This is a genomic window from Billgrantia pellis, from assembly GCF_008297955.1.
Taxonomy (GTDB): domain Bacteria; phylum Pseudomonadota; class Gammaproteobacteria; order Pseudomonadales; family Halomonadaceae; genus Halomonas; species Halomonas pellis.
The window spans coordinates 639,615-664,885 of sequence record NZ_VTPY01000003.1 but is presented as its reverse complement, the minus strand read 5'-3'; the positions used below and the strand labels follow the sequence as shown (position 1 = coordinate 664,885).

At 63.0% G+C, this 25,271-nt stretch carries 27 protein-coding genes; 14 read left to right on the top strand and 13 right to left on the bottom strand.

What is annotated here, in order from left to right; translation table 11 throughout:
* The first annotated feature begins 73 nt into the window (after positions 1-73).
* Complete coding sequence (locus tag F0A17_RS08930; RefSeq protein WP_228716857.1) at positions 74-649, top strand: SCO family protein; 576 nt, start codon at positions 74-76, stop codon at positions 647-649.
* Positions 650-668: 19 nt separating this feature from the next.
* Here F0A17_RS08930 and F0A17_RS08925 read toward each other — a convergent pair whose 3' ends face one another.
* Genes F0A17_RS08925 through F0A17_RS08915 form a run of 3 tightly spaced genes read right to left on the bottom strand, consistent with a single transcriptional unit; the run spans position 669 to position 2,862 of the window.
* The gene (locus F0A17_RS08925) at positions 669-1,283 is read right to left on the bottom strand and encodes an exopolysaccharide biosynthesis protein (RefSeq protein WP_149327977.1); all 615 of its coding nucleotides are present in this window, start codon (positions 1,281-1,283) and stop codon (positions 669-671) included.
* 13 nt (positions 1,284-1,296) lie between these two features.
* Positions 1,297-2,034, bottom strand: coding sequence for a hypothetical protein (locus F0A17_RS08920; protein ID WP_149327976.1), 738 nt, complete (start codon positions 2,032-2,034; stop codon positions 1,297-1,299).
* A gap of 51 nt (positions 2,035-2,085) precedes the next feature.
* Complete coding sequence (locus tag F0A17_RS08915; protein WP_149327975.1) at positions 2,086-2,862, bottom strand: DUF1499 domain-containing protein; 777 nt, start codon at positions 2,860-2,862, stop codon at positions 2,086-2,088.
* A 186-nt stretch (positions 2,863-3,048) separates the two neighbouring features.
* On the opposite strand from F0A17_RS08915, the gene F0A17_RS08910 reads away from it, so the two are divergent.
* The 12 genes from F0A17_RS08910 to F0A17_RS08855 all read left to right on the top strand — a co-directional run bounded on the left by F0A17_RS08910 (position 3,049) and on the right by F0A17_RS08855 (position 13,809).
* Positions 3,049-3,375, top strand: a complete 327-nt coding sequence (locus tag F0A17_RS08910) for a thioredoxin family protein (protein WP_149327974.1) — start codon at positions 3,049-3,051, stop codon at positions 3,373-3,375.
* A 216-nt stretch (positions 3,376-3,591) separates the two neighbouring features.
* Positions 3,592-4,068 (top strand): DUF3618 domain-containing protein, encoded by a 477-nt coding sequence (locus F0A17_RS08905; protein WP_187774664.1) that lies wholly within the window; start codon positions 3,592-3,594, stop codon positions 4,066-4,068.
* Positions 4,069-4,287: 219 nt separating this feature from the next.
* A complete protein-coding gene (locus tag F0A17_RS08900) occupies positions 4,288-5,103 on the top strand; it encodes a PRC-barrel domain-containing protein (RefSeq protein WP_187774663.1) in 816 nt (271 codons plus the stop codon).
* A gap of 272 nt (positions 5,104-5,375) precedes the next feature.
* The gene (locus F0A17_RS08895; RefSeq protein ID WP_149327971.1) at positions 5,376-6,650 is read left to right on the top strand and encodes a M20/M25/M40 family metallo-hydrolase; all 1,275 of its coding nucleotides are present in this window, start codon (positions 5,376-5,378) and stop codon (positions 6,648-6,650) included.
* A 243-nt stretch (positions 6,651-6,893) separates the two neighbouring features.
* Positions 6,894-7,256 (top strand): hypothetical protein, encoded by a 363-nt coding sequence (locus F0A17_RS08890; protein ID WP_228716856.1) that lies wholly within the window; start codon positions 6,894-6,896, stop codon positions 7,254-7,256.
* Between the two features lie 55 nt (positions 7,257-7,311).
* Positions 7,312-8,247, top strand: a complete 936-nt coding sequence (locus F0A17_RS08885) for a DUF808 domain-containing protein (RefSeq protein ID WP_149327970.1) — start codon at positions 7,312-7,314, stop codon at positions 8,245-8,247.
* A 98-nt stretch (positions 8,248-8,345) separates the two neighbouring features.
* A complete protein-coding gene (locus F0A17_RS08880; RefSeq protein WP_149327969.1) occupies positions 8,346-9,398 on the top strand; it encodes an SDR family oxidoreductase in 1,053 nt (350 codons plus the stop codon).
* Between the two features lie 12 nt (positions 9,399-9,410).
* Entirely contained in the window at positions 9,411-9,788 is a 378-nt protein-coding gene (locus F0A17_RS08875) for a DUF427 domain-containing protein (protein ID WP_149327968.1), read from the top strand.
* Positions 9,789-9,926: 138 nt separating this feature from the next.
* On the top strand, positions 9,927-10,715 hold the full coding sequence (locus F0A17_RS08870; protein ID WP_228716855.1) for an endonuclease/exonuclease/phosphatase family protein: 789 nt from the start codon (positions 9,927-9,929) through the stop codon (positions 10,713-10,715).
* Positions 10,706-11,911, top strand: a complete 1,206-nt coding sequence (gene clsB, locus F0A17_RS08865) for a cardiolipin synthase ClsB (RefSeq protein ID WP_149327967.1) — start codon at positions 10,706-10,708, stop codon at positions 11,909-11,911. The genes F0A17_RS08870 and clsB overlap by 10 nt, the downstream gene beginning before the upstream one ends.
* Before the next feature lie 16 nt (positions 11,912-11,927).
* On the top strand, positions 11,928-12,908 hold the full coding sequence (locus F0A17_RS08860; protein ID WP_149327966.1) for a lysylphosphatidylglycerol synthase domain-containing protein: 981 nt from the start codon (positions 11,928-11,930) through the stop codon (positions 12,906-12,908).
* A 154-nt stretch (positions 12,909-13,062) separates the two neighbouring features.
* Entirely contained in the window at positions 13,063-13,809 is a 747-nt protein-coding gene (locus F0A17_RS08855; protein ID WP_149327965.1) for a FadR/GntR family transcriptional regulator, read from the top strand.
* Positions 13,810-13,828: 19 nt separating this feature from the next.
* On the opposite strand, the gene F0A17_RS08850 is transcribed toward F0A17_RS08855, so the two are convergent.
* From F0A17_RS08850 to F0A17_RS08840, 3 genes are read right to left on the bottom strand one after another with little or no spacing between them, the layout of a single operon-like run.
* Positions 13,829-15,088 (bottom strand): allantoate amidohydrolase, encoded by a 1,260-nt coding sequence (locus F0A17_RS08850; RefSeq protein ID WP_149327964.1) that lies wholly within the window; start codon positions 15,086-15,088, stop codon positions 13,829-13,831.
* 15 nt (positions 15,089-15,103) lie between these two features.
* Positions 15,104-15,805, bottom strand: a complete 702-nt coding sequence (locus F0A17_RS08845; RefSeq protein WP_149327963.1) for a DUF1028 domain-containing protein — start codon at positions 15,803-15,805, stop codon at positions 15,104-15,106.
* A gap of 8 nt (positions 15,806-15,813) precedes the next feature.
* Positions 15,814-17,205, bottom strand: coding sequence for a YfcC family protein (locus tag F0A17_RS08840; RefSeq protein ID WP_149327962.1), 1,392 nt, complete (start codon positions 17,203-17,205; stop codon positions 15,814-15,816).
* 248 nt (positions 17,206-17,453) lie between these two features.
* Here F0A17_RS08840 and F0A17_RS08835 point away from each other — a divergent pair, with 248 nt between their 5' ends.
* Positions 17,454-18,647: a DUF1835 domain-containing protein gene (locus F0A17_RS08835; RefSeq protein WP_187774661.1), complete on the top strand. Its 1,194-nt coding sequence runs from the start codon at positions 17,454-17,456 to the stop codon at positions 18,645-18,647.
* Here F0A17_RS08835 and F0A17_RS08830 read toward each other — a convergent pair.
* From F0A17_RS08830 to F0A17_RS08800, 7 genes are all read right to left on the bottom strand, one after another.
* Entirely contained in the window at positions 18,622-19,092 is a 471-nt protein-coding gene (locus tag F0A17_RS08830) for an anthrone oxygenase family protein (protein ID WP_149327960.1), read from the bottom strand. The two genes, F0A17_RS08835 and F0A17_RS08830, sit on opposite strands and share 26 nt — an antisense overlap.
* Before the next feature lie 34 nt (positions 19,093-19,126).
* A complete protein-coding gene (locus F0A17_RS08825; RefSeq protein ID WP_149327959.1) occupies positions 19,127-19,546 on the bottom strand; it encodes a VOC family protein in 420 nt (139 codons plus the stop codon).
* Between the two features lie 374 nt (positions 19,547-19,920).
* The gene (locus F0A17_RS08820; RefSeq protein ID WP_149327958.1) at positions 19,921-21,228 is read right to left on the bottom strand and encodes a TRAP transporter large permease; all 1,308 of its coding nucleotides are present in this window, start codon (positions 21,226-21,228) and stop codon (positions 19,921-19,923) included.
* Positions 21,228-21,767 (bottom strand): TRAP transporter small permease subunit, encoded by a 540-nt coding sequence (locus tag F0A17_RS08815; RefSeq protein ID WP_187774660.1) that lies wholly within the window; start codon positions 21,765-21,767, stop codon positions 21,228-21,230. Before F0A17_RS08815 ends, F0A17_RS08820 begins: the two co-directional genes overlap by 1 nt.
* Positions 21,768-21,838: 71 nt before the next feature.
* The gene (locus tag F0A17_RS08810; protein WP_187774659.1) at positions 21,839-22,819 is read right to left on the bottom strand and encodes a TRAP transporter substrate-binding protein; all 981 of its coding nucleotides are present in this window, start codon (positions 22,817-22,819) and stop codon (positions 21,839-21,841) included.
* Between the two features lie 86 nt (positions 22,820-22,905).
* Positions 22,906-24,438 (bottom strand): class I adenylate-forming enzyme family protein, encoded by a 1,533-nt coding sequence (locus F0A17_RS08805; RefSeq protein WP_149327955.1) that lies wholly within the window; start codon positions 24,436-24,438, stop codon positions 22,906-22,908.
* A 27-nt stretch (positions 24,439-24,465) separates the two neighbouring features.
* Positions 24,466-25,218, bottom strand: a complete 753-nt coding sequence (locus F0A17_RS08800; RefSeq protein WP_149327954.1) for an enoyl-CoA hydratase/isomerase family protein — start codon at positions 25,216-25,218, stop codon at positions 24,466-24,468.
* Positions 25,219-25,271: the final 53 nt, after the last annotated feature.

The window sequence follows — 25,271 nt, the reverse complement described above, 5'->3', positions numbered from 1 at the left end:
GACCCTTCCGGGCACGGCGAGACGACGCCATGCTCCTTTCCCGGTGTGTCTTCTGCCGAAAAGGGGACGGGTAATGGGCGTGCTATCGTTCGTCGCGCTGCTGGCCGGCTGCTCCGACCCAGGCTGGCACACCAAGGACATTTCCGGCCTCATGCCGCCGCTGGAATTCCAACTCATGAGCGAGTCGGGGGAAGCCGTCGAGGCACAGGCCTTTCGCGGCCATGCGACGCTGCTCTTCTTCGGTTTCACCCACTGCCACGACATCTGCCCGGCCACGATGGCGCATCTCGATTCGCTCTTGGATGAACTCGGCGAGGAGGCGCGTGACGACCTGCAGGTCCTGTTCGTTTCGGTGGACCCGGCCCGTGATGATGCCGAGACCCTGCGTGAGTACACCGCCAATTTCGGACCCGAGTTCGTCGGCCTCACCGGCAACGAAGAGCAGTTGGATGCGCTAACGCGTCGCTATCGTGTGACCTACGGCTATGGCGAAAAGGATAGCGAGGGGCACTACATGGTCTCTCACCCCAGCGCGGTCTTCGCCTTCGACCGCAACGGGGAAGCGCAACTGCTCATCCGCCAGGACGACCCAAGGGAAGAGGTCCTGAGCGACCTGCGTCGACTCGTGAGCGACGACAACCGCTCATGAGGGAAGAGAGGTTGGCGAGCTAGACAATACCGAGATAGACGAAGAATAACGTGGCGAAGGTCAGGACAAACGCCACTGCCCCCAGCAGACCGTCGTGGGACATGAGGGAAAGGCCGAATAGCGTGAGGGCCAGGCCGGCACCGTTGGCGGTAAAAGGCACCACTTCCATGGGCGGCATGGCCAAGGCAATGGCGATACAGGCAAGCGCAACGGCGATGATGCCCGGACCGTGTGTCAGGAAGGTCAGTCGCGGCTTGAGAAGTTTGTCCAGAAAGCGAGCGGATCGGCGGCTCCAACTGACCGCCTTGTCGAGCTTCCCCTTGGAAACGGATCGATTCAACAGGAACTCAGGTATCCAGAAATGATGCGCCCGAAACAGAAGCTGTACGGCAACCAGTAGGACCAACAGTGCCATCAGGGTAGGAACGCCGGGAATATCCCCGACGACAGGCAACAGGGTGATAATACCGGGAACCAGCAGGAGGGGGGCAAAAGATCGGCGACCGACTTCGTGAAGGATGCCGCCGAGACTGACCTGATCGGTTTTTTCGTCACGCTCCGCCTGCACGAACCGATCCAGCATCTGCTCGAGGTTATGAGGTTCTTGGGACTGGTCGGACGATGTCTGGGCCATCTCACCCCTCTCATCAACTGGTCAAAAGTAAAACGGAATATAGCGTGGCTCCGAAGGCAAAAGGCCAGACGCGGCTCTTGCGCTCCTCCGGCAGCTCTTCCTTCAATACGTTGAGGATGATGCCTCCCGCCAGGAAAGCAAACAGCACGCTCGTCGCCGCTTCGCTGATTTGAAAGTTCAAGCCGACGACCCAGCCCAGGCCAATGAACGCCGAGAGTATCCATCTGCCGAAATGCAGGTAGGCGTTTCGGTGGTGGTAATACAGGCTATGGTCATTGACCAGGAAATGAAACGCCATGGCCACGACGAAAAACACGGTTTCCGTAACCGTGCTGTCCCGGTAGACCAGAAGGTAGCCGATCAGGGCGTTATAGAGCGAGAAGGTGGCAATGTGCAGCCAGAACAGGGACATGCCAGCACGGGTGGCGGGCCTTTCCGCGCTTCCTGCCTCGCCGTCGGTAGGCAGGGGCCCTCTTGCCTTGATCCTGTGCTCCAGGCCATAGAACAGTAGCAGGCCCGCGAGAGCCACCAGGTAGGCGTGGCTCTCGATGAAGGCCAGCGCGGCCTGTTCCGCCAGATGCTGCTGCGCCTGTTCGAGTTCCGGAAAGATATGGAGAAAAACGTACGAGACGGAAATGCCGCCACCCAGCGAGAGCCAGGCACTCCTGGGGATGCGGCTCAAGTTGCGGAGTTTCCCCGCGTAGATATGACTCAACACGAGAATCGTGATACTGAGGCCTTGCAGTAGCATAAGCTTCCTTGGCAGCGGTCAACCTGGGTCCGTTATCGGTTGAAGAAGATATCAGCCGGTACGCCGTTCCAATGCTTCGAAATAGTCGCGGATTCGTTGCGCATTGGCGCCCGCATCGCCGCGCCCCAGGCGCGAGGCCGAGCGCGCATCGACCCGTATACCGTCGGATTCCTGGGTCAAACGAATCACTACGTCGTCCTTGAAGCCGAACCAGGTGGTCGTTGCGGTGGCCTCGATGGTATCGACGGCGTCAACGGTGATGTCGGCGATTTCCCAGCCCATGTCCAGCACGGCGGCTTCGGCGGCGGCACGTACCGTGGCCAGGGGCAGGGGGTAATGACGCGGCTGGATATCGGGGTAGGCCTCGCGTTGACGGCGTGCGAACGACTCGCCGGGATAATCGACGGCGTTGGGAGCGGCTTCGCGGGCAGGAGCCAACGCCATGAATGCCGGTGGGGTCTCCAGGTCGGTGGTGATGTCGTGAATCGGCGGCGCCGACTGAGCGCGCTGCCAGTACGTCCAGGGGACCCACAGCAGAGCGACGGTGGATGCGATCGTGAACGCCGTCCCCCAGATGACGCGCTTGCGACGACACAGCAGCGCCACCAACAGGGCCAGCAGGGCGATTGCGATGGCGCCCAGGCCCAGTAGCCCGCCGTAGCGCAGCAGGCCGAAGGCGGTACTCAGCGGCAGCAGCTCCAGTCGATAGGCGGGCCCAGCGACCAGCAGCAGCAGGGCGGCCAGGACCAGCAGCAGCGCACTCAGCCAGGCGATGCCCGATGGCCAACGGCCGCCGCGCAGCCGGGATTGGGGACTCAGGGGAGACATGAAGATTCCTCGAGTGGCGACCGGACCTGCCCATAGCATATGCAGGAGAAACGACTTGTGCATGACGCAGCGCGTTCCAGTGTCCGATACTGCCGAGAGAGGCGCGGGGTCGTTGTCATTGAGCGCAGCGAGATTCGCCCCTTATGGTGAGGGTAACGGCGTTGGCGAGCCGAAGAGGAGGTGCCCATGCCCATGCAACATCGATACCTGCCGGTCGAACCGAGCCTCGGCGAGATCAAGCGTTTCGAGGGGTTGGCCGTGATCGAGTTTGGTGCCCCTTGGTGCGGATATTGCCTAGCTATGCAACCCCCGCTCGAGGCGGCACTGGCCGGACGTGACGACGTACGCCATCTCAAGATCGAGGATGGACGCGGGCGTCGTCTTGGGCGAGCTTTCCGCGTCAAGCTTTGGCCAACCCTGATCTTTCTCGACGGCGGTGCGGAGGTGGCGCGCTTGGTACGTCCCACCCGTCGTGAGGCCATCGAGGAGATACTGGAGCGAATCGCTGCCTGATCGCCCGCACCTGCGCGTGCTTCTCGCCCGTCCGGTGGTGTTCTTGACGACGTCGAGATGGGATTCCCGAGACAGTGACCTGTGCGCGACAGCATGGCGCAACTGCCCGGCCTCGTTGTGCCTGAACCCATGTCACTCCTTGACGTAAGCCAGAACGCAGGCCAATTTGAAGCATGAAGGAAGCCATTGGAGCGGCGACGCCAAGGAGGCATGCCCATGCGTTCACACGATCGCAGACCGGACGAGATCGAAGCGGATATTCAACGCTCGCGCGCGCACCTGAACGAAACCCTTCATGAAATCGAGAACCGGCTCTCGCCACGGCAGCTCAAGCGTCAGGCGGCCGGTTTCGTCCCCCGCGACAGGGCCCGCGCCTTCTTCGACAACCTCGGCAACTCCGTACGTGAGAACCCCGTTCCCGTGCTGCTGACCAGTGTGGGACTCGGCTGGCTGGTCTATTCGCAGTTCAGGCCCCGCTCCGACTCACGCACACAAGGCGGCTCGCCATACGTAGGAGCGGGAGATGGCACGATCCCTACCCGCAGCGAAGCCCCCGAGCGCATGACCGCCACGCATCTCGGCACGCAGCAAGGGCGGTCGGTGATGTCTCGCCACCGGCCCGATGTGGTCGGCGTGGCGACGCATCTGGGCACCGGCCAAGGCTGGAGCGGGTACGTGCATCCCAGCGTCTGACCCTGGTGGGCCACTCGTCACGCAGTGGCCCTTTCTTGGCGTGGAAGACGCGCCGAGTGAACCACTTGAACGGCTCCGGACAGCCACATGGCGTTGCGTCGACGTAACGCCTCATTTCGTCGTGTTGTTGGCAGGGAGCGATTGGCCTCAGCTATCTTGAGAAAGCCGACAAGGCCCTACCGAGACCTATCAGGATGCTCGATTCCAGGAGGGAGAGCGATGAAAAGGACACTACTGGCGATCGCTATCGGCGCCATTTCGGCCGGCTTGGGGGGCGGCGCGATGGCCCAAGATGGCGAGAGCGCCGAGAGCGATAGCGAACGCAACGACGCTGCCATGGAGGCGCAGACCACCGAGACGGCCGAAACCCAATCCAGCGATCAAGGCGACGAGTCTCAGGATAGCCAGAACGAAGGCTCCGACAGCCAAGCCCAGGATAGCCAAGGCGAGGAAACCGGCGAAGCCCAGGGAACTCCGGCGGGGGATGACGCTGGCGATGCACCGCCGACCGAGGACGAAGAAACCCAGGCAACGGGGGGAGACGAAAGCGTCGAACCGGTCGAGGATACGGAAGCCGCCTTGCCCGAAGAGGGCGACGATGCCAGCGATTATGAGCAGGCAACCGCCAGCGACAGCGAGCTCGATACCGGCCAGGCCGGCTCTGACGAAGGGTTCGACGATCTCGACAATCCCGAGAGCCACCTAGATCCCAGCATCGCGGACATGACGGCCGGCGACCTCAAGGGCATGACCATCGTCAATCTCGAGGGGGAGACGATCGGCGATGTCGAGCAGGTGCTCAAGCACAAGGACAGCGGTGACCTGCAGGCGACCACCACCGTGGGAGGTTTCTGGGTGTTCGGCGGCACGGAAGTTGCCCTGCCGTTGGCGGACATGCAACTGGAGGGTGAGCAATTGGTCTTTCAGCAACCGCTCGGCGAGGATGAGCTCGAGGGGCTGGGCCAGGAGTACGACGAAGAGCGTCACGAGACGGTGGACGACGACATGAACCTGTCGGACGCCGAAGGACTTTAAGCGAGCGTCACGGCTCCGTTCGACGCCTGTCGTCGAACGAAGGCAAGGCCCGAGGGTCTTGCCTTTTTCTTGTCACGTGGTCCGGCGGGAGTCGCGAACATGGGTAGCGGTCCACGTAGGACATCTGCCGAAGCGGCTTCTTGCGCTATGGCTGAGGCTGCTGCTGTTCGGCTGCGCCCCCCCACTTCGCTCCGCTAGGCCAACTTGGCGCAGAATCTGTCAAACTAGGGGCAGTCTGTCCAACGTCAGAAGCCGAAGAGAAAGGAAGCCAAATGAGCGAAATCCGCAAGCCTTGGGCCGAGCCCATGCCGGAAGCGCAATTCACCCTGATGCGTCGCATCCTGGACGCTCCCAGCCCCGTTGGGCTCGAGGGGGCGATGACCTATGGCGTACTCAAGCCCCACTTCGAGCGCTTCGCGCCGAAGGGGTGGCACATGCACCAGTACAAGGGACATGCCGGCGCGGTATGGGATACCCATCCGGGCCGCGATGACATGTTCAAGGTGATGATCATCGGTCACGCCGACAAGATCCGCATGCAAGTGCGCAGCATCGGCGACGACGGCAAGATCTGGATCAACACCGACGCCTTCCTGCCCAACGTGCTGGTCGGCCATGAAGTCAAGCTGTTCAGTGAGGACCCCGAGCATCCTGGCCGGTACCGCATCATCCAGGGCGGTACCGTGGAGGCTCTCGGCGCCATCCACTTTTCCGACGCGGCCCAGCGCGAAGGCAGCAAGGGCATCAAGAAGGAACAGATCTATCTCGACTTGCAAATACATGGCGAGAACAAGAAGCAGCAGGTGCTCAACCTCGGCGTGCGTCCCGGTGATGCGATCATCTTCGACCGCCCCATCCGCCATGGTTTCAGCCCTGATACGTTCTACGGCGCCTACCTGGACAACGGCCTTGGCTGTTTCGTCACCGCCGAAGTCGCCCGCTTGATCGCCGAGGCCGGCGGTACCGAGAAGGTACGGGTGTTGTTCGCCATCGCCAGCTACGAGGAAATCGGTCGCTTCGGCAGCCGCGTGCTTGCCGGCGAGCTGCGGCCGGATGTGGTAATCGGCGTGGACGTGAATCACGACTATGTGGCGGCCCCCGGCATCGGCGACCGGCGCATGCAGCCGTTGCAGATGGGCAAGGGCTTCACCATGTCGGTAGGCGCCATCGCCAGTGAACAGCTCAATCGCATCATCGAAAGCACCGCCCGGGAGCATGACATCCCCATGCAACGCGACATCGTCGGTGCCGACACCGGAACCGACGGCATGGCTGGCGTGCTCGCCGCGGTGGATTGTGCGGCGACCTCCATCGGGTTCCCCATTCGCAACATGCACACCATTTCCGAAACCGGCAATACCCAGGACGTGCTGGCCGCCATTCACGTTCTGGCCCGCACCCTCCAGGCGCTGGACGCGCTGCCCGATCCGCACCGCGAATTCCTCGACCACCACCCGCGCCTCGATCGGGCCGAGCCTCTCGCCCACCAAGGCTCGGCGAAGCCCGAGGAAGAGAAGGGCAATGACGAAGAGAGGACAGAACGGTAAACGCAAAGGCGGCAGGAAGCTGCGTCTCGTGCCCCGCTGGCAGGCTTCAACGCGAGCGCCCTGCTAGCCGTGGGGAGCGCTCGCTGCCGCAGGCCGGCTATCTTGGCGGCGGTTCGCTTACGCAGCCTTTGATCCGGCATTGCTGGATATTGCCGGGGGCGCCCAGGGGGTCGCTGGTGCCTGGCCCCCGTCGACTTGTTGCTGTGAAATGAGGCGAGACACCGATGGGAGGCGCCAGCGACGATGACTTCAGCCAACATGCCTTTGGCACCCCGGGCGCGCCGAATCCTCGAAGCGATGCCTGAAGCGGCATTGCCGATGACTTACCAGCAACTCGCCGAGGCGCTCGGGCTCACGCCACCGCGCACCATTCAACGCACGGCGCACGCGCTTGAGCAGCTCATGCGAGAGGACGCCGAGCAGGGCCGGCCCTTGATCGCCGCGCTGGTGGTCAGCCGCCGGGGCGAGAACCTGCCCAACCGTGGTTTCTTCGATCTGGCCGTGGCGCTCGGTCGCCTGCCGGCCGATCCGACCCGGCACGTCGAGGCTTATCGGAAGGAATATCGGCGGGCATTGAGTCAACGAGGTGACGTCGGCCGAGCGTAGCGAGAGGTGATTGACGATACTGGTGCATGTCCCCCGATGAACAGGTAGACGGAACGTGGCCGGAGCAAGCCTACTCACGCTGATCGACGATATCGCCACTCTCCTCGATGACGTCTCGTTGATGACCAAGGTGGCGGTCAAGAAGACTGCCGGGGTGCTCGGTGACGACCTGGCCTTGAACGCCCAGCAGGTGAGCGGGGTGAAGGCCGATCGTGAACTGCCGGTGGTGTGGGCGGTGGCCAAGGGATCGCTGCGCAACAAGGCCATCCTGGTACCGGCGGCGCTGCTGATCAGTGCCATCGCTCCCTGGGCCGTGACACCGCTGCTGATGCTGGGGGGCGCTTTCCTCTGTTACGAGGGCGCCGAGAAGCTCTTTCACGCCTTCACTCACAGCAAGGCCGACGCCGAGCAGGCCCACGGGCGGCTCGTGAAGACCCTCTCCGATCCGAACGCCGACGTGGTGGCGCTGGAGCGCGGCAAGATCAAGGGAGCCGTGCGCACCGATTTCATTCTGTCGGCAGAAATCATCGCCATTACGCTGGGCAGCGTGGCCGGAGCCCCCTTCATGCAGCAAATCGCGGTGTTGGTGGGCATCGGACTGATCATGACCGTCGGCGTCTACGGCCTGGTGGCCGGCATCGTCAAGCTCGACGACCTCGGTCTCTTGCTCAGCCGCCAGCGCGCTGCGCCGGCCCGGGCAGCGGGGAATGCCATCGTACGCGTGGCCCCCTACCTGATGAAGTCGCTTTCGGTGATCGGTACCGCGGCCATGTTCATGGTCGGCGGCGGCATCCTGGCCCACGGACTGCCTGTCGCGCACCATGGGGTCGAGGCACTGGCCCACGTCGCGGCCGATCTGCCCAGTGTCGGCACGATCCTCGGGCCGCTCAGCGAGACGGTGCTGAATGCCGCCTTGGGCGCTCTGGCGGGGGCCGTGATTCTGGCGGTAGTGGCCGGTGTCGGGGCGCTCAGGCGACGAGCCGCTTCCTGAGGCAACATACGGTTACCTCTCGTGGATTGTAATCCTGCCGGCTCGGGCTAGGGTCTTAGTGAGAAGTCATCGCAACCGCACGACAGGGAGGTGCTGCAATGCCATCCGATCAAGCTTTCGATCCCGCTCGCCGGCAGATCGTCGGTGGCCTGGCCTCGGGAGTGGCCGCTGCGGCGGTGGCCGGGCCGGCACTTGGCCAGCCGTCGTCCACGTCTACCTCGCAAGCCGAAGGGCAGGGTGCCGTAGCCGGCGCCGGGAATGGATCCCTGCTGCAGAAGCAGGACCCCACCGAGCAGTATCCCAAGCCGCCGTTTCCCGAGCAGCCGCAGGAGTGGCCGGGGCTGGCCGGCGAGATGGAGCCGCGCCCCGATCACGGCGAAGAGAGCTACCTGGGCAGTGGCCGGCTGACGGGGCGCAAGGCGTTGATCACCGGCGGCGATTCGGGTATCGGACGGGCCGCGGCGATCGCCTATGCCCGCGAGGGCGCCGATGTGGCGATCAACTACCTGAAGGCGGAGGAGTCGGACGCCCGCGAAGTGATCGAACTGATCGAAGCGGAGGGACGTACGGCCGTGGCCATTCCCGGCGACATCCGCGACGAGGCCTTCTGTCGAGAGCTGGTCGAAACGGCGGTGGAACGGCTCGGGGGGCTCGACATCCTGGTCAACAATGCCGCCCGGCAGCAGTGGAAGGCCTCGATCACGGACATCAGCACCGAGGACTTCGACGCCACCATGAAGACCAACCTCTACGCCATGCTGTGGATTACCCAAGCCGCCATGCCGCACCTCGAGGCGGGTGCCTCGATCATCAATACCGCCTCGGTGGTGGCCTACGATCCGCCCGAGATCCTGCTCGACTATTCGATGACCAAAGCGGCGATCATCAACTTCACCAAGTGCCTGGCCAAGCAGGTCGCCGGCCAGGGCATTCGGGTGAACGCCGTAGCTCCCGGTCCGTTCTGGACTCCCCTCCAGCCAAGCGGCGGCCAGCCGCAGGAGAACGTGACCACCTTCGGTCAAGGGACGCCGATGGGCCGCCCCGGCCAACCGGTGGAACTCTCTGGCGTCTACGTGCTGCTCGCCTCACAGGCGTCCAGCTACGCTACCGGCCACGTCTATAGCGCCACGGGCGGCAGCGGCGGCCCGTAAGCGAGGTGATCCATGACCGCGTCTTCTCGAGATTCGAATCACGACCCGGACGGTCGCATCTCGCTGCACTCGCATGATCGGCGGGTACAGATCCGGGCCGGTGAGGTACTGCTCGCCGACACCCGCAATGCCATCGAACTGCGCGAAACCGGCTATCCTGCCCGGCTGTACTTGCCGCGGGAGGACGTGGCCATGGAGCGTTTCGAGCGCACCGATACCGTCACGCACTGCCCGTTCAAGGGCGACGCCAGCTATTACGCCGTCGTCCTCGGCAGCGAAACCCTCCGCGATGCCGCCTGGAGCTACGAAGCGCCCTTCGAGGCCATGGCGGCGATAGCCGGGAGGCTTGCCTTCGACACGAATGTGGTCGAGCAGCGAGTGCTGGACTGATCTCATACCATGGCGCAGGGCGACGTCATCCTGCCTGTGCCGAGCTCGGGCAAAAGCAAGGATGGGAGGCGCCTGCTACGCTTTTCCATGACGCACTGCCAGGAGGGCTGCGTCATGGGTCAGGACAGGGAGGGATAAGTGAGTGTTACGGACAGGAGCCCGCAGCAGGAGATGAAGCACTCGGCGTCCGTACAGACGCTGCAGGTCATGACGATCAACGTGCATAAGGGATTCAATGTCTTCAACCGTCGCCACATCCTGCCGGAGCTTCGCGATGCCGTCGCCACTTTGTCTGCCGACCTGGTTTTCCTGCAAGAGGTGATCGGCGAGCACAGGAAGCACGCCAACCGCTTTCATGACTGGCCGAGCGTGCCGCAATACGAGTACCTTGCCGACACCATGTGGCCCGACTTCGCCTACGGCCGCAACGCGGTGTACCCCGAAGGCGATCACGGCAATGCCGTTCTCTCCCATTACCCGATACTGCAATACGACAACAGGGACGTGTCGATCCATGGCACCGAGAAACGAGGCCTGCTGCATTGTCAGCTGGATATTCCCGGCCATGCCGGGGTGCGCGCCATCTGCGTTCATCTTGGGCTGCGACAGGGACATCGCCTGGAGCAATTGATGCTGCTGTGCGAACTGCTGGATTCGATCCCGCGCCATGAACCGGTGATTGTCGCGGGCGACTTCAATGACTGGCGGCTGCAGGCCGATGCTGTCCTGACGGGGTGTGGGCTTCGCGAGGTCTTCGTTCATCACCAGGGCCGTCCGGCCAAGACGTTTCCGGCGCGCTGGCCCCTGCTGCGCCTCGATCGAATCTATGTCCGCAATGCCTCGTGTCGAAATCCAAGAGCGCTCTACCGCAAGCCCTGGTCGCACCTCTCCGATCATGTGCCACTCATCGCTGAGATATGCCTGTGAATTTCCAATGGAAGGAAGGCAACGAAGCCGAATTGTTGATCAATGGAAACCAATACTTTCCCAGCGTATTCGCTGCCATACGCGCGGCGCGCCGGGAAATCCTGATCGAGACGTTCATCATCTTCCACGACGAGGTCGGAAAGGAGCTGAAGGACGCTTTACTCCAGGCTGCAGCGAGGCAAGTGCGCATCGAAGTGACGGTGGACGGCTATGGCACAGCGGACCTGGATAGCGACTACATTGCCGAGCTGGAGGCTGCCGGCGTCAACTTGCACATCTACGATCCCCAGCCGCGTCGGCTCGGCATGCGCACCAACCTGTTTCGCCGCCTGCATCGCAAGATCGTCGTGGTGGACGGGGAGGTGGCCTACATCAGTGGGATCAATTTCGGCTGGGACCACTTGCCCGACAAGTACGCCATGGGCAAGCAGGACTACGGCGTGCGCGTGCGCGGCCCGATCGTGGAGGATATTCGGCAGGCGGCCAGGACGCTGCTGATCGAGCACCAGGCGGTAAAGGAGCTGCCGGAATCATTGGCATCGTGCCCTCCCGTTGGCCAGTCGAAGATGCGCCTGACCCTCCGTGACAACGACCAGCATCCCACCGACATCGAAGACCAGTACATCGACGCGATTCGCTCGACCAAGTCTCGCTTGATAATTGCCAATGCCTACTTCTTTCCCGGGTACCGACTGTGGCATGAGCTGCGAAGTGCGGCGCGGCGGGGGGTCGAGGTCATCCTGATCCTGCAGGGGCGCCCTGACATGCCATGGGCCAGGATGTTCTCGAGCTCGCTCTACAGTTACCTGCTTAAGGATGGCATACAGATATTCGAGTACAAGGAGCACCCTCTGCACGCCAAGATCGCCATCGCCGATCATGACTGGTCGACGGTGGGGTCGAGCAATCTCGACCCGCTCAGCCTGTCGCTGAATCTCGAGGCCAACCTGATCATTCGCGATGCCGGGCTCAACCAGCAGATCCACGACCACCTGATGGCGCTCATCGACAGCAGCTGCCGGATGGTGACGCCCGAAGCCGCCGACCGGGGACGCTGGTGGCGGGCGCCCTTGATGCTGGTGAGCTTCCACTTCCTGCGCCATTTTCCCCTCAGTGCGGGTTGGCTGCCGGGTCATACCTCCCGGCTCGAGCCGTTGACGGCGAAGCCGAGAAAAAAACAACGCACGCCGAACTGAACCTGAAGGGAACCCCATGAAAGCCTCCGAGACCGATAGACCCCACCCGCGAAAACCCTGGCTACGCTGGCTGAAGCGTGGCGTCACACTGCTGTTCTTCGTCCTGGTGGGGGGGCTGCTGTTCTCGATGGCCCGCAACGTGGACTGGCCCGAAGTCGCCACGACCCTGCGGGGCTACAGCCCGCTGGTGCTGGTCGCCGGGGTGGGCATTACCGCGGCCAGTTACACCGCCTTCAGCAGCTATGACCTGCTGGGCAAGCGTTACACGGGGCACGGGCTGCCGGCCAGGCAGGTGTTGCAGTTGGCCTTCGTCTGCTACGCCTTCAACCTGAACCTGGGGGCATGGGTCGGCAGTCTGGCCATGCGCTACCGCCTGTATACGCGTCTGGGGCTTGGGGTCGGCACCGTCACCCGCATACTCAGCATCAGCCTGATCGCCAACTGGCTGGGCTATATGATTCTCGCTGGTGTCGTCTTCTCTTTTCGCCTGCTCGAGCTGCCGAAAAACTGGGAGATCGGGGCCACCGGCCTGCAATTCATCGGCTTCGGCCTGCTAACGGTCTCCTTCGCTTACCTGGCTGCCTGTCGCTTCTCCAAGCGACGCGCATGGCACGTGCGAGGCCATGAGATCGTTCTTCCGCCGCTCCGGTTGGCGCTGATGCAGGCCGCGCTGGGTGCGGCGAACTGGACATTGATGGCAACGCTGATCTACCTGCTGCTACCGCCAGGACTGTTCTTCCCCAGCATCCTCGGCATCCTGCTGATCAGTGCCGTCGCCGGGGTGATTACCCACATTCCCGCCGGCCTGGGGGTGCTGGAAGCGGTCTTCCTCGCCCTGCTTCAGCATCAGGTGGCCAAGAGCGAGATACTCGCGGCGCTGATCGGCTACCGCGCCATCTACTTCCTGCTTCCCTTGGCGGTAGCCTGCCTGATGTATCTGATATTGGAACGGCAAGGCCAAGAGCATAAGAGAGAGAATGCCAAGCAAGACGGGTGATTGAGCCAACCTGCCGCACTCAAGCAATGCCGTGGCTTGGCATGGTGGGCTGAACGGGTCGAAGGCTCGCCGGGCAGTGTCGGCTTGGCAGCGCTCTGTTCGCTTCCTGATGAATGGCTTACCCTTGGTTTCCCTGTGCTGCATGAGAGAAGCAATGGCTGGTTCTGCATCGCGTCGCCTTCCCTACCATGTCGCGGACACCATCAAGGGCTGGATCGTGGAACGCCAGTTGGTGCCGGGCGATCGCCTGCCCAGTGAGGCCGAGCTGATGGAGACCCTGGGCGTATCCAAGGGCACCATTCGCGAGAGCACACGAGTGCTGGAAGCACAAGGGTTGGTGGTGACGCGTACCGGCCCGGGGGGCGGCGTTTTCGTCTGTCGGATGAGCGAGGCCAAGGCGACCTCGTTGCTCAGTCACTACTTCTATTTCCAGGACATCTCGATCCGGGACATCTACCAAATCCGCCTGGCGCTGGAGCCCGAGCTCGTCGCTTCGCTGGCCGGCAAGGTCGGTGCCGACGATCTGGCTCGCCTGCGTGAAAGCCTGCACACCTACGCCACGCCGGCGCCCGACATGGAAACCGAGCGCCAGCAGCACATCGACTCACTGCGTTTCCATGAAATGCTGGCCAAGCTGGCGGGGGGCAATCCGCTGCTGTCGTTCATCATCCGCTTCACCGTACAGGTGCTCTCCGACCTGACCGTCTATCGTCGGCTCTACGAGCCAGGGGATCACCAGATCGGTCCCACCGGCTGTCAGTATCACGCGCGGCTCCTGGATGCCATCGAAGCGGGCGATGCCGGCCTGGCCCGTGAACTCATGCGGGAGCACATGCTTTCGGCTCAGGCGGTAATGAACGACAACGAGGCCCAGGTTCGGCGCGGCTTCCTGACCGACTGATGCCGCGCCTTGCCTGAGGTCAGCTCCTGCTGCGCGCTTGCGATCCCAGATGGGTGAGGAAGCGCATCAGCACACGGGTCGCGCGGTCAGCGTCCTCGAGGATGATGGCTTCATCAGGGTGGTGGCTCAGGCCATCCTTGCAGCGTACGAAAAGCATGCCGATATCGGTGAGGTCGTGCATGGCCAGTCCGTCGTGGCCGGCACCGCTGAACATGCGTTCGGCGGGCTCACCACATGCTTCGCAGGCGCTTTCCAAGGCTTCGATCAGCCATTCGGCGCATGCCACCGCCTCGGCCTGGTAGGTGAGCTCGCTCGACAGCTCGAGCCCGCGCGCCTGGGCCAGCCGCTGGCAGGCGTCCAGGATTACCTTGCGGCCCTGTTCGCGCACTGCGGCGTCGGGGGAGCGCAGCTCCAGCGTGAAGTTCACCTCGGCGGGAATCACGTTAACGGCGTTGGGCCTGACCTCCAGCTTACCGACCACGCCAACGAAGTCCTGGGTGGCGTTCAGTATCCTGTCTGCTTCCATCACCATCTCGGCTGCGCCCACCAACGCGTCGCGACGGCCCGGCATGGGCGTGGTGCCGGCGTGGCCGGCCCTGCCGCGCACGCACATGCGATGACGCTCGATCCCGGTCAGCGCGGTGACGACACCCACCGCCTGGTCACGCTGTTCCAGCACCGGCCCCTGTTCGATATGCACCTCGACGAAGCCGATGACCGACTCGGGCCTGCGCGCCAGATGAGGAATCTTCTGCGGGTTGCCGCCGAAAGCCTCGAGGGCCTCGCCGAGTGATACGCCCTCGGCGTCGCGCGCTTCCAGGCTCGCGAGGTCGAAGGTGCCGGCCAGGGCGCGGCTGCCGATCAGGGTCGACTGGAAACGCGTGCCTTCCTCATCGCCGAAGGCCACCACCTCGACCCCGTAGGGCAACTCGATGCCGGTCTCCTTCAGGGCTTGCAGGGCTTGCAGCGGCAGGGCAACGCCCAGCATGCCATCGTACTTGCCCCCCTCGGCGACCGTGTCCTGATGGGATCCCAATATCAGTGTCTTTTCGCCCGCCATGGCTTGCGCATTTCGCCCCACCAGGTTGCCGGATGCATCGAGTTCCGGGGTGAGCCCGGCCTGGCGCATCCAGTCGGCGATCGGCTCCAGTACCGCACGATGCTCGTCGGAGCAGAACAGGCGCGTGACGCCTGGGCCGGGCTGGGAGTGGCGCGCGGCCTCGTCCAGGCGTGCCATCAGTCGGCGGCCCAGTGTCGCCTGCGTCGTGGAATCGGTCATGCTTCTCTCCTGAAATCATTTCGTGGGCAGCGAGGCGAGGAAGGCAGCGAATTCCGGGGCGCGCACACGTCGGGCCAGCGCACGAAGCGCACCGGCGGGGTCGTCGTCCCAGTCCACACGCAGGTCGATGGGAGCGGTATCGAAGGACTCGATGCGCAGGGCGGCCGAGCGGGTGCCGCGGGCATCGCCGCCGACCTGCAAAGCCACGTCCAGCGACTCGACCAAGGTCTCCAGCAGGTGTGCCTCGTAGCCGTCGCGGTAGCAGGGTGTGGCATTCTGCGCCCATACCTCGTCGGGGTTGGCGCTGGTTAGCGCCAGAAAGCTTTGCAGTAGTTTCGCCACGACCTGCTCATCGGCCAGCATGTTGCCGGCCGCCGCCACCGTAGGGCGCAGCTCGGCGCTTACCACCGCGACGTTATCGCTGCCGGAGTGCACCGCGGCCTGACCGCTGGCATCCATCACCAGGCACTGGCGGCGCGACGCACCGCCATCCTGCTGGATCACCTCCTGCAGGGCTTCCTGGGCGGTGCAGTGCCGGCCCAGTGCCTGGCGAATACCCTCGGGGTACCAAGGATTCGTGACCAGCCCCTGGGTGGCACAAGCTCCCAGGCCACGCCAGGCGTGATGCACGTAGCCGCCCACCGCCACGCCGCCGGTGGCCGTCAGCGCGGCGACCGTGCCGGTCGCCGGCTGCACGTGAACGAGTGACAAAGTCATGCGATGACTCAGTAACCGACGTAGTGGCCGATGACCAGGCCGATCCAGGCCAGGATATAAACCAGCGCCATGAAGGGCAGGATGGCTTTTAGCCACTTCACATAGGAGACCCGCCCCAGAGCCAGCATGGCCAAGGTGCCGCCGGAAGTGGGCACGATGAGGTTGGTCAGGCCGTCACCCACCTGGAAGGCGGTGATCATCAACTGGCGGCTCATGCCCACCAAGTCGGCCACGGGAATCAGGATGGGCATGGTGACCAGGGCCTGTCCGGAGCCGGAAGGCACGAAGAGGTTGATCGCTCCCTGCACCACACTGGCCATGATCGCCGACATGGCGCCGGGAATTCCCTGGATCAGACCGCTAAGCCCGTGAACGATGGTGTCGATGATCTGGGCCTGATTGAGGATCACCTGGATGGAGGCGGCTAGGCCGATCACCAGTGCCCCGGCAGTGACCTTGGAGGCACCTTCCATCATCTGGCGGACGATCTCGTTGGCGGAGAGCCCATTAACGATGCCGATCACGATGGCAATCAACAGGAACATGCCGGCGATCTCGTTGATGTACCAACCTTGGGTAAAAACTCCCACCAGCATCGCGGCCAGGCCCAGGATGAACACGCCCAGGGTCATCTTGTTTTGCTTTGTCAGCTGGTATTCATCCAGAGACCTGGTCATGGCCTTGGCATTGTCCGGTTCCTCGAAATCCATCTTGACCACCCACTTGCAGATGTAGAACGAGAGCAGGGCCAGCGAAGAGACCACCAGCAGGGTGCGCAGCCAGGCACCGGAGAAGGTGGGCAGTTCGGCGATGCCCTGGGCCACGCCAACGGTGTAAGGGTTGATCGGTGAGAGAGCAAAGCCGATACCGATGCCGCCGACGGCCATGGTGGTGCCGACCAGGCTGGAGCAGCCGATAGCGCTGGCGATCAGCACTGCGATGGGCACCAGGGCGATATTGTTCTCGAAGCCCACGGCTACGCCGAAGAAGCCATAGATGAAGGTGCCGGCAATAATGATGATGTTGCGTCGTTCGACGCCGACTCGGTTCACCGCCACGCCAATCGCATTCTCCAAGGCGCCGGTACGCTGCAGGATATGGAACAGGCCGCCGGCTATGAACACGATGAATAGATAGAGCGATGCCTCGTTGAGGCCGCGAGGGACCGCCACGAAGATATCGAAAGGAGAGATGGCATCCACATCGGGAAGATAGGTGAAGGATTCCGGCACCACGCGGGTGCGTCCGTCCTCCTCGATCCGCTCGTACTCACCCGCCGGCACCACGAAGGTGAGGGCATAGGTGGCCAGCAGTATCATGAAGATCAAGACCATGGGGTCAGGTACCGTCCGGTACCACTTTTTCCTGCGCTGTATCAGCGCCTGCTCGGTTGTCTGCATGTCGTTGTCCTTGTTCGCCGGGCGCCGGCGAGGGGAGTACCGACGCATACCATGCAATTTATCATGATAAATTGGCGGGTCAAGGAATGGGGCCAGCCCGGATTGACGCTTCTGTGGTTTTCGGAGAGGCTAAGGGCTGCGCCGCAAGGCGTCTCCGTCCGCGGAAAGGGCTGCGCCCATCTTTTACATCACGGATTCCATACGACTCCCGGCCTGCCCGGCGGACACAGGCGCATGGAGGGAATCGTATGTCCACGCTCCCCCGGCGTGACGCCACGTCTCACGGCCGCTTCAATCTCGAACAGCAGCGCAAGCGCGCCAAGGAACTGCTCAAGGCCGCCCGTGCCGATGAACCGGCCGCCCTGGCGAGGATGCTTCAGCACATCCCGCCGCGCGAGACGCCGCTGAAACTGGCCGACGCCCAGTTCGTCATCGCCCGCGAATGCGGTTTTCCCAGTTGGGCGAAGCTCAAGTCGCATATCGAATCGCTCGATGCCTCGCGGCGGCTGTTGAATGAATGCGGCGACCGCGACATGGCCACGCTGCACCTTCGCTGCGGCTCGGACATCGAGCACACCCTGCGCACCGCCGGCTTCGAGGGCGACTTCCTCGAATTCTCCGATCCGTTCTGCATCGGTCCGCTGCAGGATCTTCCGCCCGAGGAGCTGATGCGGCTGCGTGCCGGCTTCCTGGCAGAGGTCTCCGGCATGGCCGAGCGCGACGCCCTGGCCCGGCTGCGCAAGGGATACGAGGCCTTAGACCAACTCGAGCGCTATGAACGGCTGGTGCTGTGGTTCGAGCACGACAGCTACGATCAACTGATTCTCGCCTACCTGCTGCACCGCCTGCGGGCCAACCCGCCCAAGGTGCGGATCGAGCTGGTGGCGGTAGAGTCAGTGCCCGGGGTGGAGCGTTTCATCGGCATCGGCCAGCTTGCGCCGGATCTACTGGCCTGGCTGTGGCGACAGCGTCACCCCGTCGAGGCGCCCCTGCTCGAACTGGGCGCCCAGGCCTGGCGGGCGCTTACCGCGGGCAGCCCCGGACCGCTGCAAGCGCTCGCCGCCACCGGCACGCCGGCTCTGCCGATGATGGGGCGTGCGCTGGCCCGGCACCTGCAGGAGTCTCCATCACCGGATACCGGCCTCGGCCTGACGGAACGGCTGGCGCTCGAAATCGTGCGCGACCACGGCCCGCTCCCGGTGGGCAAGGCATTCTCGTACCTGATGCGCGAGTACGAACCGCTGCCCTACCTGGGCGACCTGATGTTCTGGTGGCTGCTTCAGCCGCTTATCGCCGAACCAGAGCCGCTTCTCAATATCAGCGCTACCCACCGGGAGTGGCCCCACCGCCAGCTCGCCCTGACTGAGCCGGGGCGGAATGTGCTCGCGGGGCGGCTTAAATGGGTCAATCCCTCGCTCATACAGCCAACAGGGCCGCGATGAAGCAGCTGCAAGCGACCGTCGACGCGACCGTGCGTACATGATTCCAAAGTGTCCAATGCTTCAGGTAGCGCGGCCAGACGGCGGTCGCATCGCCAGTCACCGCGGCTCTGGCCAGTTCGTTGTTGAGCGGCACGTTCAAGGCCAACGTGACGCCGAACATGCCGACCATGTAGATCAGCCCGCCTGCTAGCATCAGCGCTGTTCCAGGCTCGCCCCAGCGCATCGGGGCAAGGGCGGCCAGCACAGCGCTGGCGAGAGTCGTGCCGAAAAAGAGAGGCATGAACAGGGAACGGAGGATGGCCTTGTTGATCGCGTTCATGGCACTGATGCCGGCCCCCAGGTCGATGCGGCCGAGGGCTTGCATGATGAACCCCGAGAAGGCGAAGTAGAGCCCGGCGACGAGACCACAACCGATGGCGGAAAACCACAGAATTAACGACAGCATGCGTTCTGCTTCCCCTGTATCATGACGCTGCCTGTCAGCCTGTAGCCCCACCCTGGGGGATGGCCGCCGGATCCATCCAGAATGACTCCCAGACGTGACCGTCGGGGTCCGCTAATGCGCAGCTGTACATGAAGCCATGGTCCTGGCGCGGGTTGATGTCGGCGGTGCCGCCATTGGCGGCGGCCGCCTCGTTCATGGCATCCACCGCTGCGCGGTTCTCGCAGGAGAGAGCCAACATCACCTCGCTGGAGTTGGCCGGCGGGATGGGACGGTTGGTGAAGGTGCGCCACTTGGCATGGGTCAACAGCATCACATGGATTGCCTCACTCCACACCATGCACGCCGCTGTCTCGTCGGTGAAGTGCGGGTTGTTGGTAAAGCCGAGCGAGTCGTAGAACGCCATCGACGTCTCGAGATCGGCAACGGGCAAGTTCACGAAGATCATGCGTGACATACGAAGGTCTCCACCAAGTTGGTTTATCAGAAATAGTGGGCTGTGCTCCCTTTCGCTAGTCGAACGTGATCGGGCGGTTTCGACATGCCGTCGGTACTTTCTGGAAAGACGCCTGTCTGCCTGCGCTGGCATGTCGAATGTGAGCGGCCGACACGACAACGAACCATGACGCCAACCAACGGAAGGGGGGCGTGGGCTATGCCTGCTTCATTGATCATGACGCCAAGGTGCGCTTTGGCGGCACATGCGGTATCGCATTGACGCGCTACAAGCCGTAGCAACGTTCCCTAGGACTGTCAGGTTCGACGATAGGCAGTGAGCCCTTACGGATCTGATGGACTCATGCTGCCTATCATTGCCGGTTGGTCGCCGTCTCACATCGTGGCTTCGTTCATGTAGCCGGGCAGGAAGGTGGCCAGGCCGGGGAAGGCAATCAGCAATAGTGCCATGAGCGCCATGATCAGGAACATCGGCGCCGCTGCCTTGGCGATGAAGCCGAGGCTATGGTTGGTCAAGCCCTTCATGACGAAGAGGTTGAAACCGACCGGAGGCGTTATCTGGGCCATCTCGACCATCACCAGGACGAAAATGCCGAACCAGAGCAGATCGATGCCGGCCTCGTTGAGCATGGGCGTGACGACGGCCATGGTCAGCACCACCGCTGAAATGCCATCCAGAAAGCAGCCCAGCACGATGTAGACGAACATCAGGGCCAGCAGCAGCATGAAAGGCGAGAGATGCAGGGTGCCCACCCACTCGGCCAGGCCTCGCGGCAGTCCCGTAAAGCCCATGGCGAGTGTCAGGAACGAAGCGCCTGCCAGGATCAGGGCGATCATGCAGGAGGTCTTCGCCGCCCCCATCAGGCTTTCCACCAAGGAGGAGAACGTCAGGCTGCGCTGTATGGCGGCAAGCACCAGGGCCCCGACGACCCCGAGCGCGGCGGCTTCGGTTGCCGTCGCCAGGCCGGAATACATCGAACCGATCACGGTGAGGATCAACAGCGCAACGGGAATCAGCAGGCGTGACTCGTAGAGGCGATGTCTCATCGTCATGGCTGGCTCCTTGACGATGTTGGGTTTCTTCAGGACGCCCCAGGCCATGACGTAACCCATGAACAGCGCGGCCAGTATCAACCCGGGGAGTATCCCCGCGATGAAGAGCTTGGGAATGGACTGATTTGTGATCACGCCATAGACGATCATCGTCAGGGAGGGGGGAATCATCAGGCCAAGGGTCGAGGCGCCGGCCAGGGTCCCCACGCTCATGAAATCGGAATAGCCACGCTTGCTGAGCTCCGGCATGGACATCTTGCCCACGGTGGTGAGGGTGGCGGCAGAAGAGCCCGAAACCGCGGCGAACAGCGTGCAGCCGATGACATTGGTATGCATCAGCCGTCCCGGCAGCCAACTGAGCCAAGGGCTCAACCCGCGGAAGAGGCTTTCGGAGAGTCGCGTACGGTAAAGAATCTCACCCATCCAGATGAACAGGGGAAGGGCAGTGAGCGTCCAGCTCGTCGATGAGGTCCAGAGCGTGCTGTACATCGAGGCCCCGATCGGGCGACCGGTGAAAAATGCGATGCCCACGATGGCGACCCCGACCAGGGACAAGGCCACCCAAACGCCGGAGCCCAGCAGCAAGAACAGGATGAGCAATAGCGCAATGGCCAGTTCGGTAAAATCCATCAGAGACTCCTCACGGGATGGGTGCCGTGGCTCTTGATGCGTACGGGACGAATCAGGGCGGCAAGCGTACGAACGAGCTGATCGACGATCGAAATCGTGAAGGCCATGGAGCCGAGCGCGAGCAGTGCCTGAGGTATCCAAAGCGGCATCGCATCCTGCCCTGACGAGACATCGCCGAACCGATAGGACCAGTAGGTGGCATCGAAAGCATGCCAGGTGATGAAGCCGGCAATGCCGCTGGCGACCAGCAGGCACCACAGCTCGCCAATGGGACGAAAGCGCCCGAGACGCTCAACCAAAAGGCCGACGCGGATATGCCCACCTTCGTGAAAGGTGTAGGCCGCCGCAAGGAACGTGCTGGCGCCCATCAAGTAGCCGGCGTAGTTGGTAGCGCCAGGCAGGGTCATGCCGCTCCAGCGCAGCACGACCTGGACGACGATCACGACCAGCATGATGAAGATACAGAGTGCGGCAAGGTAGCCGAAGACGCGGTAGAGCGCTTCCAGCCATCTGGCGGCACGGGAAAAGGGAGTATTCATGGGAGCGACCCCTGGTGACATCCAGCCAAGCGGAGTCCCCACTCCGTGGAGTGGGGACGTGAATCGTGCCGTCACTGCAGCGCACGATATTCCTCGACCAGTCGCTGGCCCTCTTCGCCGGCTTTTTCCAGCCACTCCTTCTGCATCACTTCGCCAATGCGTTCGAATTCGGCCTGCAGTTCCTCGTTGGGCTGGTTGATCGAAACGCCCTTATCGCTCAGCCGGCTCTTGAGCGTGTCGGTGAGATCCCTGGCCTGCTGCTCACCGCGCTGCTCGGCTTCTGCCGCAATGGCGAGGACTTCCTGTTTCGTTTCTTCGTCGAGCGCGTCCCAACGATCCTTGTTGACGAAGACGTGGCTGAGAACGAGCCAAGCCTTGGCGTCGTAAAAGTGGGGAAGGTAGTCCCACAGTTGGTGGTTGTAGACGGGATCGCCTGAGGAGATCAGCGATTGCACCATCCCCGTGGCGGCCGCCTGTGAAAGCTCGGCTTCCTCGATCAGGGTGGGCGTCATGCCCATCAGTTCGGCGAAGCGCGCCGTAGCGGTATTGTACGCCCGGAACTTGAGCCCCTCCGCATCTTCGGGCGAGTCGATCGCACGGTCGAAGAAGATGCCCTGCGGCGGCCATGGAATGTGATAGAGCAGTTGCATGTTCTGCTCCGCCATCAACTCGTCCAGGGCCGGCTTGGTCACTTCCCAGAGCTCTGCGGACTCTTCAAAGGAGTCCGCCAGGAAAGGCACGGAGTCGATACCGTAAAGGATGTTTTCGTTCTGATGGGCGGACAGCACGTGAACGCCGATCTGTGCCTGGTCGCGTTGGACGGCGCGCTTGATCTGATCGCCGGGAAACAGCGATCCGCTGGGATGGACGCGTATGTCCAGCTCTCCATCGGTCGCCTCGCGCACCTGGTCGGCGAACCAGATGACATTCTCGGTGATGTAGTTATCCGATGGCTGCGGAGAGGGAAGATCCCAGACCTCGGCGTGGGCGACGCCGTTGACGGCCAGGGCCAGCGTGGTGATGGCAACGGTCTTGCTGAGTGAATGGGCCATGGAGTGGTTCTCCTCTTTTCTCGTTGTAGGGATGCAGGACGTGGCCTTTCTCTTGTCGTTGTTGTCCATGTTTTCCTCTGGTTCGGTCAGTGAAGCCGTTGACTGTCCCAGGCTTCGTGAGTGGTGGTGGGCAGGCTGTGTTTGACGATGCGATGGCTGGGCGTTCGCTCGAACTCCTCCACGACGGCGAGGTAGCGCGGACACTGGTAGGAGGCCAGACGCTCCTTCAGCCACCGATGCAGCGCCTGTAGTTCAATGGCGCGGCCGGCTTTCGGCTTCAGGAAGAGCTTGATCTCCTGCTCGCCGATATCGGCGGCGACACCGATCATGGCGCACTCTTCGACATCGGGGTGTTGCTGGGTGACCGACTCTACCTCCCAGGCCGAGACGTTTTCTCCCCGACAGCGCACGCTATCGGTGATACGCCCGAGGAAGTAGAGAAAGCCATCCGCATCGAGCCAGCCGCGGTCGCCGGTATGCAGCAAGCCGTTTGCCAGCGTCTTTTCGGTGGCCTCGGCGTTGCGGAAGTAGCCACCGAACAGCACGCCAGGCTGTGTCTCACGGACCACCACCTGGCCTGGCTCTCCTGCCGGGACGGGGCGATCCTGTTCGTCGTGAATGGCAATATCCAGCCAGGGCACGGCTCGGCCCACCGACCCTGGTCTTCCTTCGGCGTTGAAGGTGGTCAGGCTGGAAGCTTCCGTCATGCCGTAGCATTCACGAATCTCGAAGCCGAAACGATCCTGCAGCGTCGACCAGATCTCGCTGGGGCACCCTCCGCCCCAGGCGATGCGCACGTTGTGGGCGCTTTCCAGCTCGCTGGGCGGTTGCTTCAGCAGGATTTGCAGCACGCCTCCTAGGTAGTGAACGTGAGTCGCGCCGCTGGCATTGACCTGCTCCCAGAAGCGGCTGGCGCTGAAGCGCTCGGTCAGGCTGAGGCGTACGTCGAAGAACAGCGGCAGCAGGAGCATCTGGGCGCCGCCGATGTGATAGAAGGGCTCCCATTGGAAGAAGACGTCGCCCGGCTCGATGGAGCACAGTAGTTCGACGCTCTTGAGGGCGTAGGCCATCATCGCGTGCGTGACGCACACCCCCTTGGGCTTGCCCGTGGTACCGGAGGTGTACATCAGAGCGTACAGCTCGGACATGGCCGGCACCGGCGCATCCAGCCTTTCCCCGCCTGCGAGGGGCTGGGAGAGCGAGTCTTCTTCGCCGCCCAGCAACAGCGTCCTGCCGGTGAATGCGGCTCCGCTCTCGACGACGACCGGCCATAGGTCGGCATCGGCGACCAAGGCCGAGGGGGCACAGTGCTCGAGAATGTACTTCAATCCGTTGCCGCGCTGACGGGCATTGACCGGCACCCAGACGATACCGGCCTTGGCCAGAGCGAACACAACGGCGATGGCCTCGGGACCGTTTCGCATCATGACCGCGGCACGTTCGCCCGGCTGAATGCCCAGCTCACGGCGAAGGTGTACGCCGAGAGCTTCCGACTGGCGGTCGAGCTGGCCGAACGTCAGGGGGCGTTGGTCGAAGCTCCCGAACAAGCGTTCCGGCTCGCGCGCTGCGATATGGCGTAGCGCGAGGATGAAGCTGGGATCGTTGAGGTTGAATTTCATAGTGTGTCAGGTCTCGCTTCAGCCGTTTCAGCGCTTGAGGAAGGCTTCCATCATGCGTGCCGGCTCGCCCGAGGCGTAGGCTTCTCTCTGGATGCGAACGCCGGCCTCGAGGCAGTCGCGGAAGCCGGGCTCGGTGATCTCCTTGAAACGCTGACGATCCAGGCGCATCGCAACCGGAGGCTTGTCCGCCAGTTCCTCTCCCAGCGCCAACGCCTCCGGCAGTACCTGGTCGGCTGCGACCACCCGGTTGATCAATCCCAGCGCGTGCGACTCGTCAGCGTTCATCAGGCGACCGCTCAGGGTCAGGTCGATGGTACGGGCGAGTCCCAGGTGTTCCCGCATGATCCATGGGCCGGTGGTACTGGCAATGCCCGAGTTGATTTCGGGTTGGCCCATGCGCACATCGGCGTGAGCGATCCGGAAGTCGCATAGCAGAGCTACCTGAAAAGCCGAGCCGGCCGCCACTCCGTTGAGCGCAGCGATAATGGGCTTGGGGCTGCTGCGCATCTTGCCGTAAAGCGCTTCCCATTCACCCACCCAGCGTTCGGCCCGCTCGGCGTCGAAAGCGCGAGTCTCGTTGAGATCCTGGCCGGCACTGAACGCTCTCTCCCCCGCGCCAGTCAGGACGATGGCGCCAAGGGCGTCGTCATTGCAGAACGTGTCGAGAGCGGCGATAAGCTGCTGACGCATCTCGCTGTGCCAGGCATTGAGGACATCGGGGCGGTTGAGGGTGATGACGCCGACGCGGCCTTGCTTGTTGGTGAGGATGTGTTCGGACATGATGGTCTCTCGGTTATTTACGTCTTTGTGATTGCAATACGATCAATCATGAT

Bases quoted from the DNA above. Each gene is read 5' to 3' on its own strand.
- F0A17_RS08925 (WP_149327977.1), bottom strand. From the start codon at position 1,283: ATGGCCCAGACATCGTCCGACCAGTCCCAAGAACCTCATAACCTCGAG.
- F0A17_RS08820 (WP_149327958.1), bottom strand. From the start codon at position 21,228: ATGGATTTTACCGAACTGGCCATTGCGCTATTGCTCATCCTGTTCTTG.
- F0A17_RS08850 (WP_149327964.1), bottom strand. From the start codon at position 15,088: ATGACCGATTCCACGACGCAGGCGACACTGGGCCGCCGACTGATGGCA.
- F0A17_RS08810 (WP_187774659.1), bottom strand. From the start codon at position 22,819: ATGGCCCATTCACTCAGCAAGACCGTTGCCATCACCACGCTGGCCCTG.
- F0A17_RS08825 (WP_149327959.1), bottom strand. From the start codon at position 19,546: ATGTCACGCATGATCTTCGTGAACTTGCCCGTTGCCGATCTCGAGACG.
- F0A17_RS08875 (WP_149327968.1), top strand. From the start codon at position 9,411: ATGACCGCGTCTTCTCGAGATTCGAATCACGACCCGGACGGTCGCATC.
- F0A17_RS08840 (WP_149327962.1), bottom strand. From the start codon at position 17,205: ATGCAGACAACCGAGCAGGCGCTGATACAGCGCAGGAAAAAGTGGTAC.
- F0A17_RS08805 (WP_149327955.1), bottom strand. From the start codon at position 24,438: ATGAAATTCAACCTCAACGATCCCAGCTTCATCCTCGCGCTACGCCAT.
- F0A17_RS08860 (WP_149327966.1), top strand. From the start codon at position 11,928: ATGAAAGCCTCCGAGACCGATAGACCCCACCCGCGAAAACCCTGGCTA.
- F0A17_RS08910 (WP_149327974.1), top strand. From the start codon at position 3,049: ATGCCCATGCAACATCGATACCTGCCGGTCGAACCGAGCCTCGGCGAG.
- F0A17_RS08815 (WP_187774660.1), bottom strand. From the start codon at position 21,767: ATGAATACTCCCTTTTCCCGTGCCGCCAGATGGCTGGAAGCGCTCTAC.
- F0A17_RS08855 (WP_149327965.1), top strand. From the start codon at position 13,063: ATGGCTGGTTCTGCATCGCGTCGCCTTCCCTACCATGTCGCGGACACC.
- F0A17_RS08895 (WP_149327971.1), top strand. From the start codon at position 5,376: ATGAGCGAAATCCGCAAGCCTTGGGCCGAGCCCATGCCGGAAGCGCAA.
- F0A17_RS08900 (WP_187774663.1), top strand. From the start codon at position 4,288: ATGAAAAGGACACTACTGGCGATCGCTATCGGCGCCATTTCGGCCGGC.
- F0A17_RS08845 (WP_149327963.1), bottom strand. From the start codon at position 15,805: ATGACTTTGTCACTCGTTCACGTGCAGCCGGCGACCGGCACGGTCGCC.
- F0A17_RS08915 (WP_149327975.1), bottom strand. From the start codon at position 2,862: ATGTCTCCCCTGAGTCCCCAATCCCGGCTGCGCGGCGGCCGTTGGCCA.
- F0A17_RS08920 (WP_149327976.1), bottom strand. From the start codon at position 2,034: ATGCTACTGCAAGGCCTCAGTATCACGATTCTCGTGTTGAGTCATATC.
- F0A17_RS08930 (WP_228716857.1), top strand. From the start codon at position 74: ATGGGCGTGCTATCGTTCGTCGCGCTGCTGGCCGGCTGCTCCGACCCA.
- clsB (WP_149327967.1), top strand. From the start codon at position 10,706: ATGCCTGTGAATTTCCAATGGAAGGAAGGCAACGAAGCCGAATTGTTG.
- F0A17_RS08880 (WP_149327969.1), top strand. From the start codon at position 8,346: ATGCCATCCGATCAAGCTTTCGATCCCGCTCGCCGGCAGATCGTCGGT.
- F0A17_RS08830 (WP_149327960.1), bottom strand. From the start codon at position 19,092: ATGCTGTCGTTAATTCTGTGGTTTTCCGCCATCGGTTGTGGTCTCGTC.
- F0A17_RS08835 (WP_187774661.1), top strand. From the start codon at position 17,454: ATGTCCACGCTCCCCCGGCGTGACGCCACGTCTCACGGCCGCTTCAAT.
- F0A17_RS08800 (WP_149327954.1), bottom strand. From the start codon at position 25,218: ATGTCCGAACACATCCTCACCAACAAGCAAGGCCGCGTCGGCGTCATC.
- F0A17_RS08905 (WP_187774664.1), top strand. From the start codon at position 3,592: ATGCGTTCACACGATCGCAGACCGGACGAGATCGAAGCGGATATTCAA.
- F0A17_RS08890 (WP_228716856.1), top strand. From the start codon at position 6,894: ATGACTTCAGCCAACATGCCTTTGGCACCCCGGGCGCGCCGAATCCTC.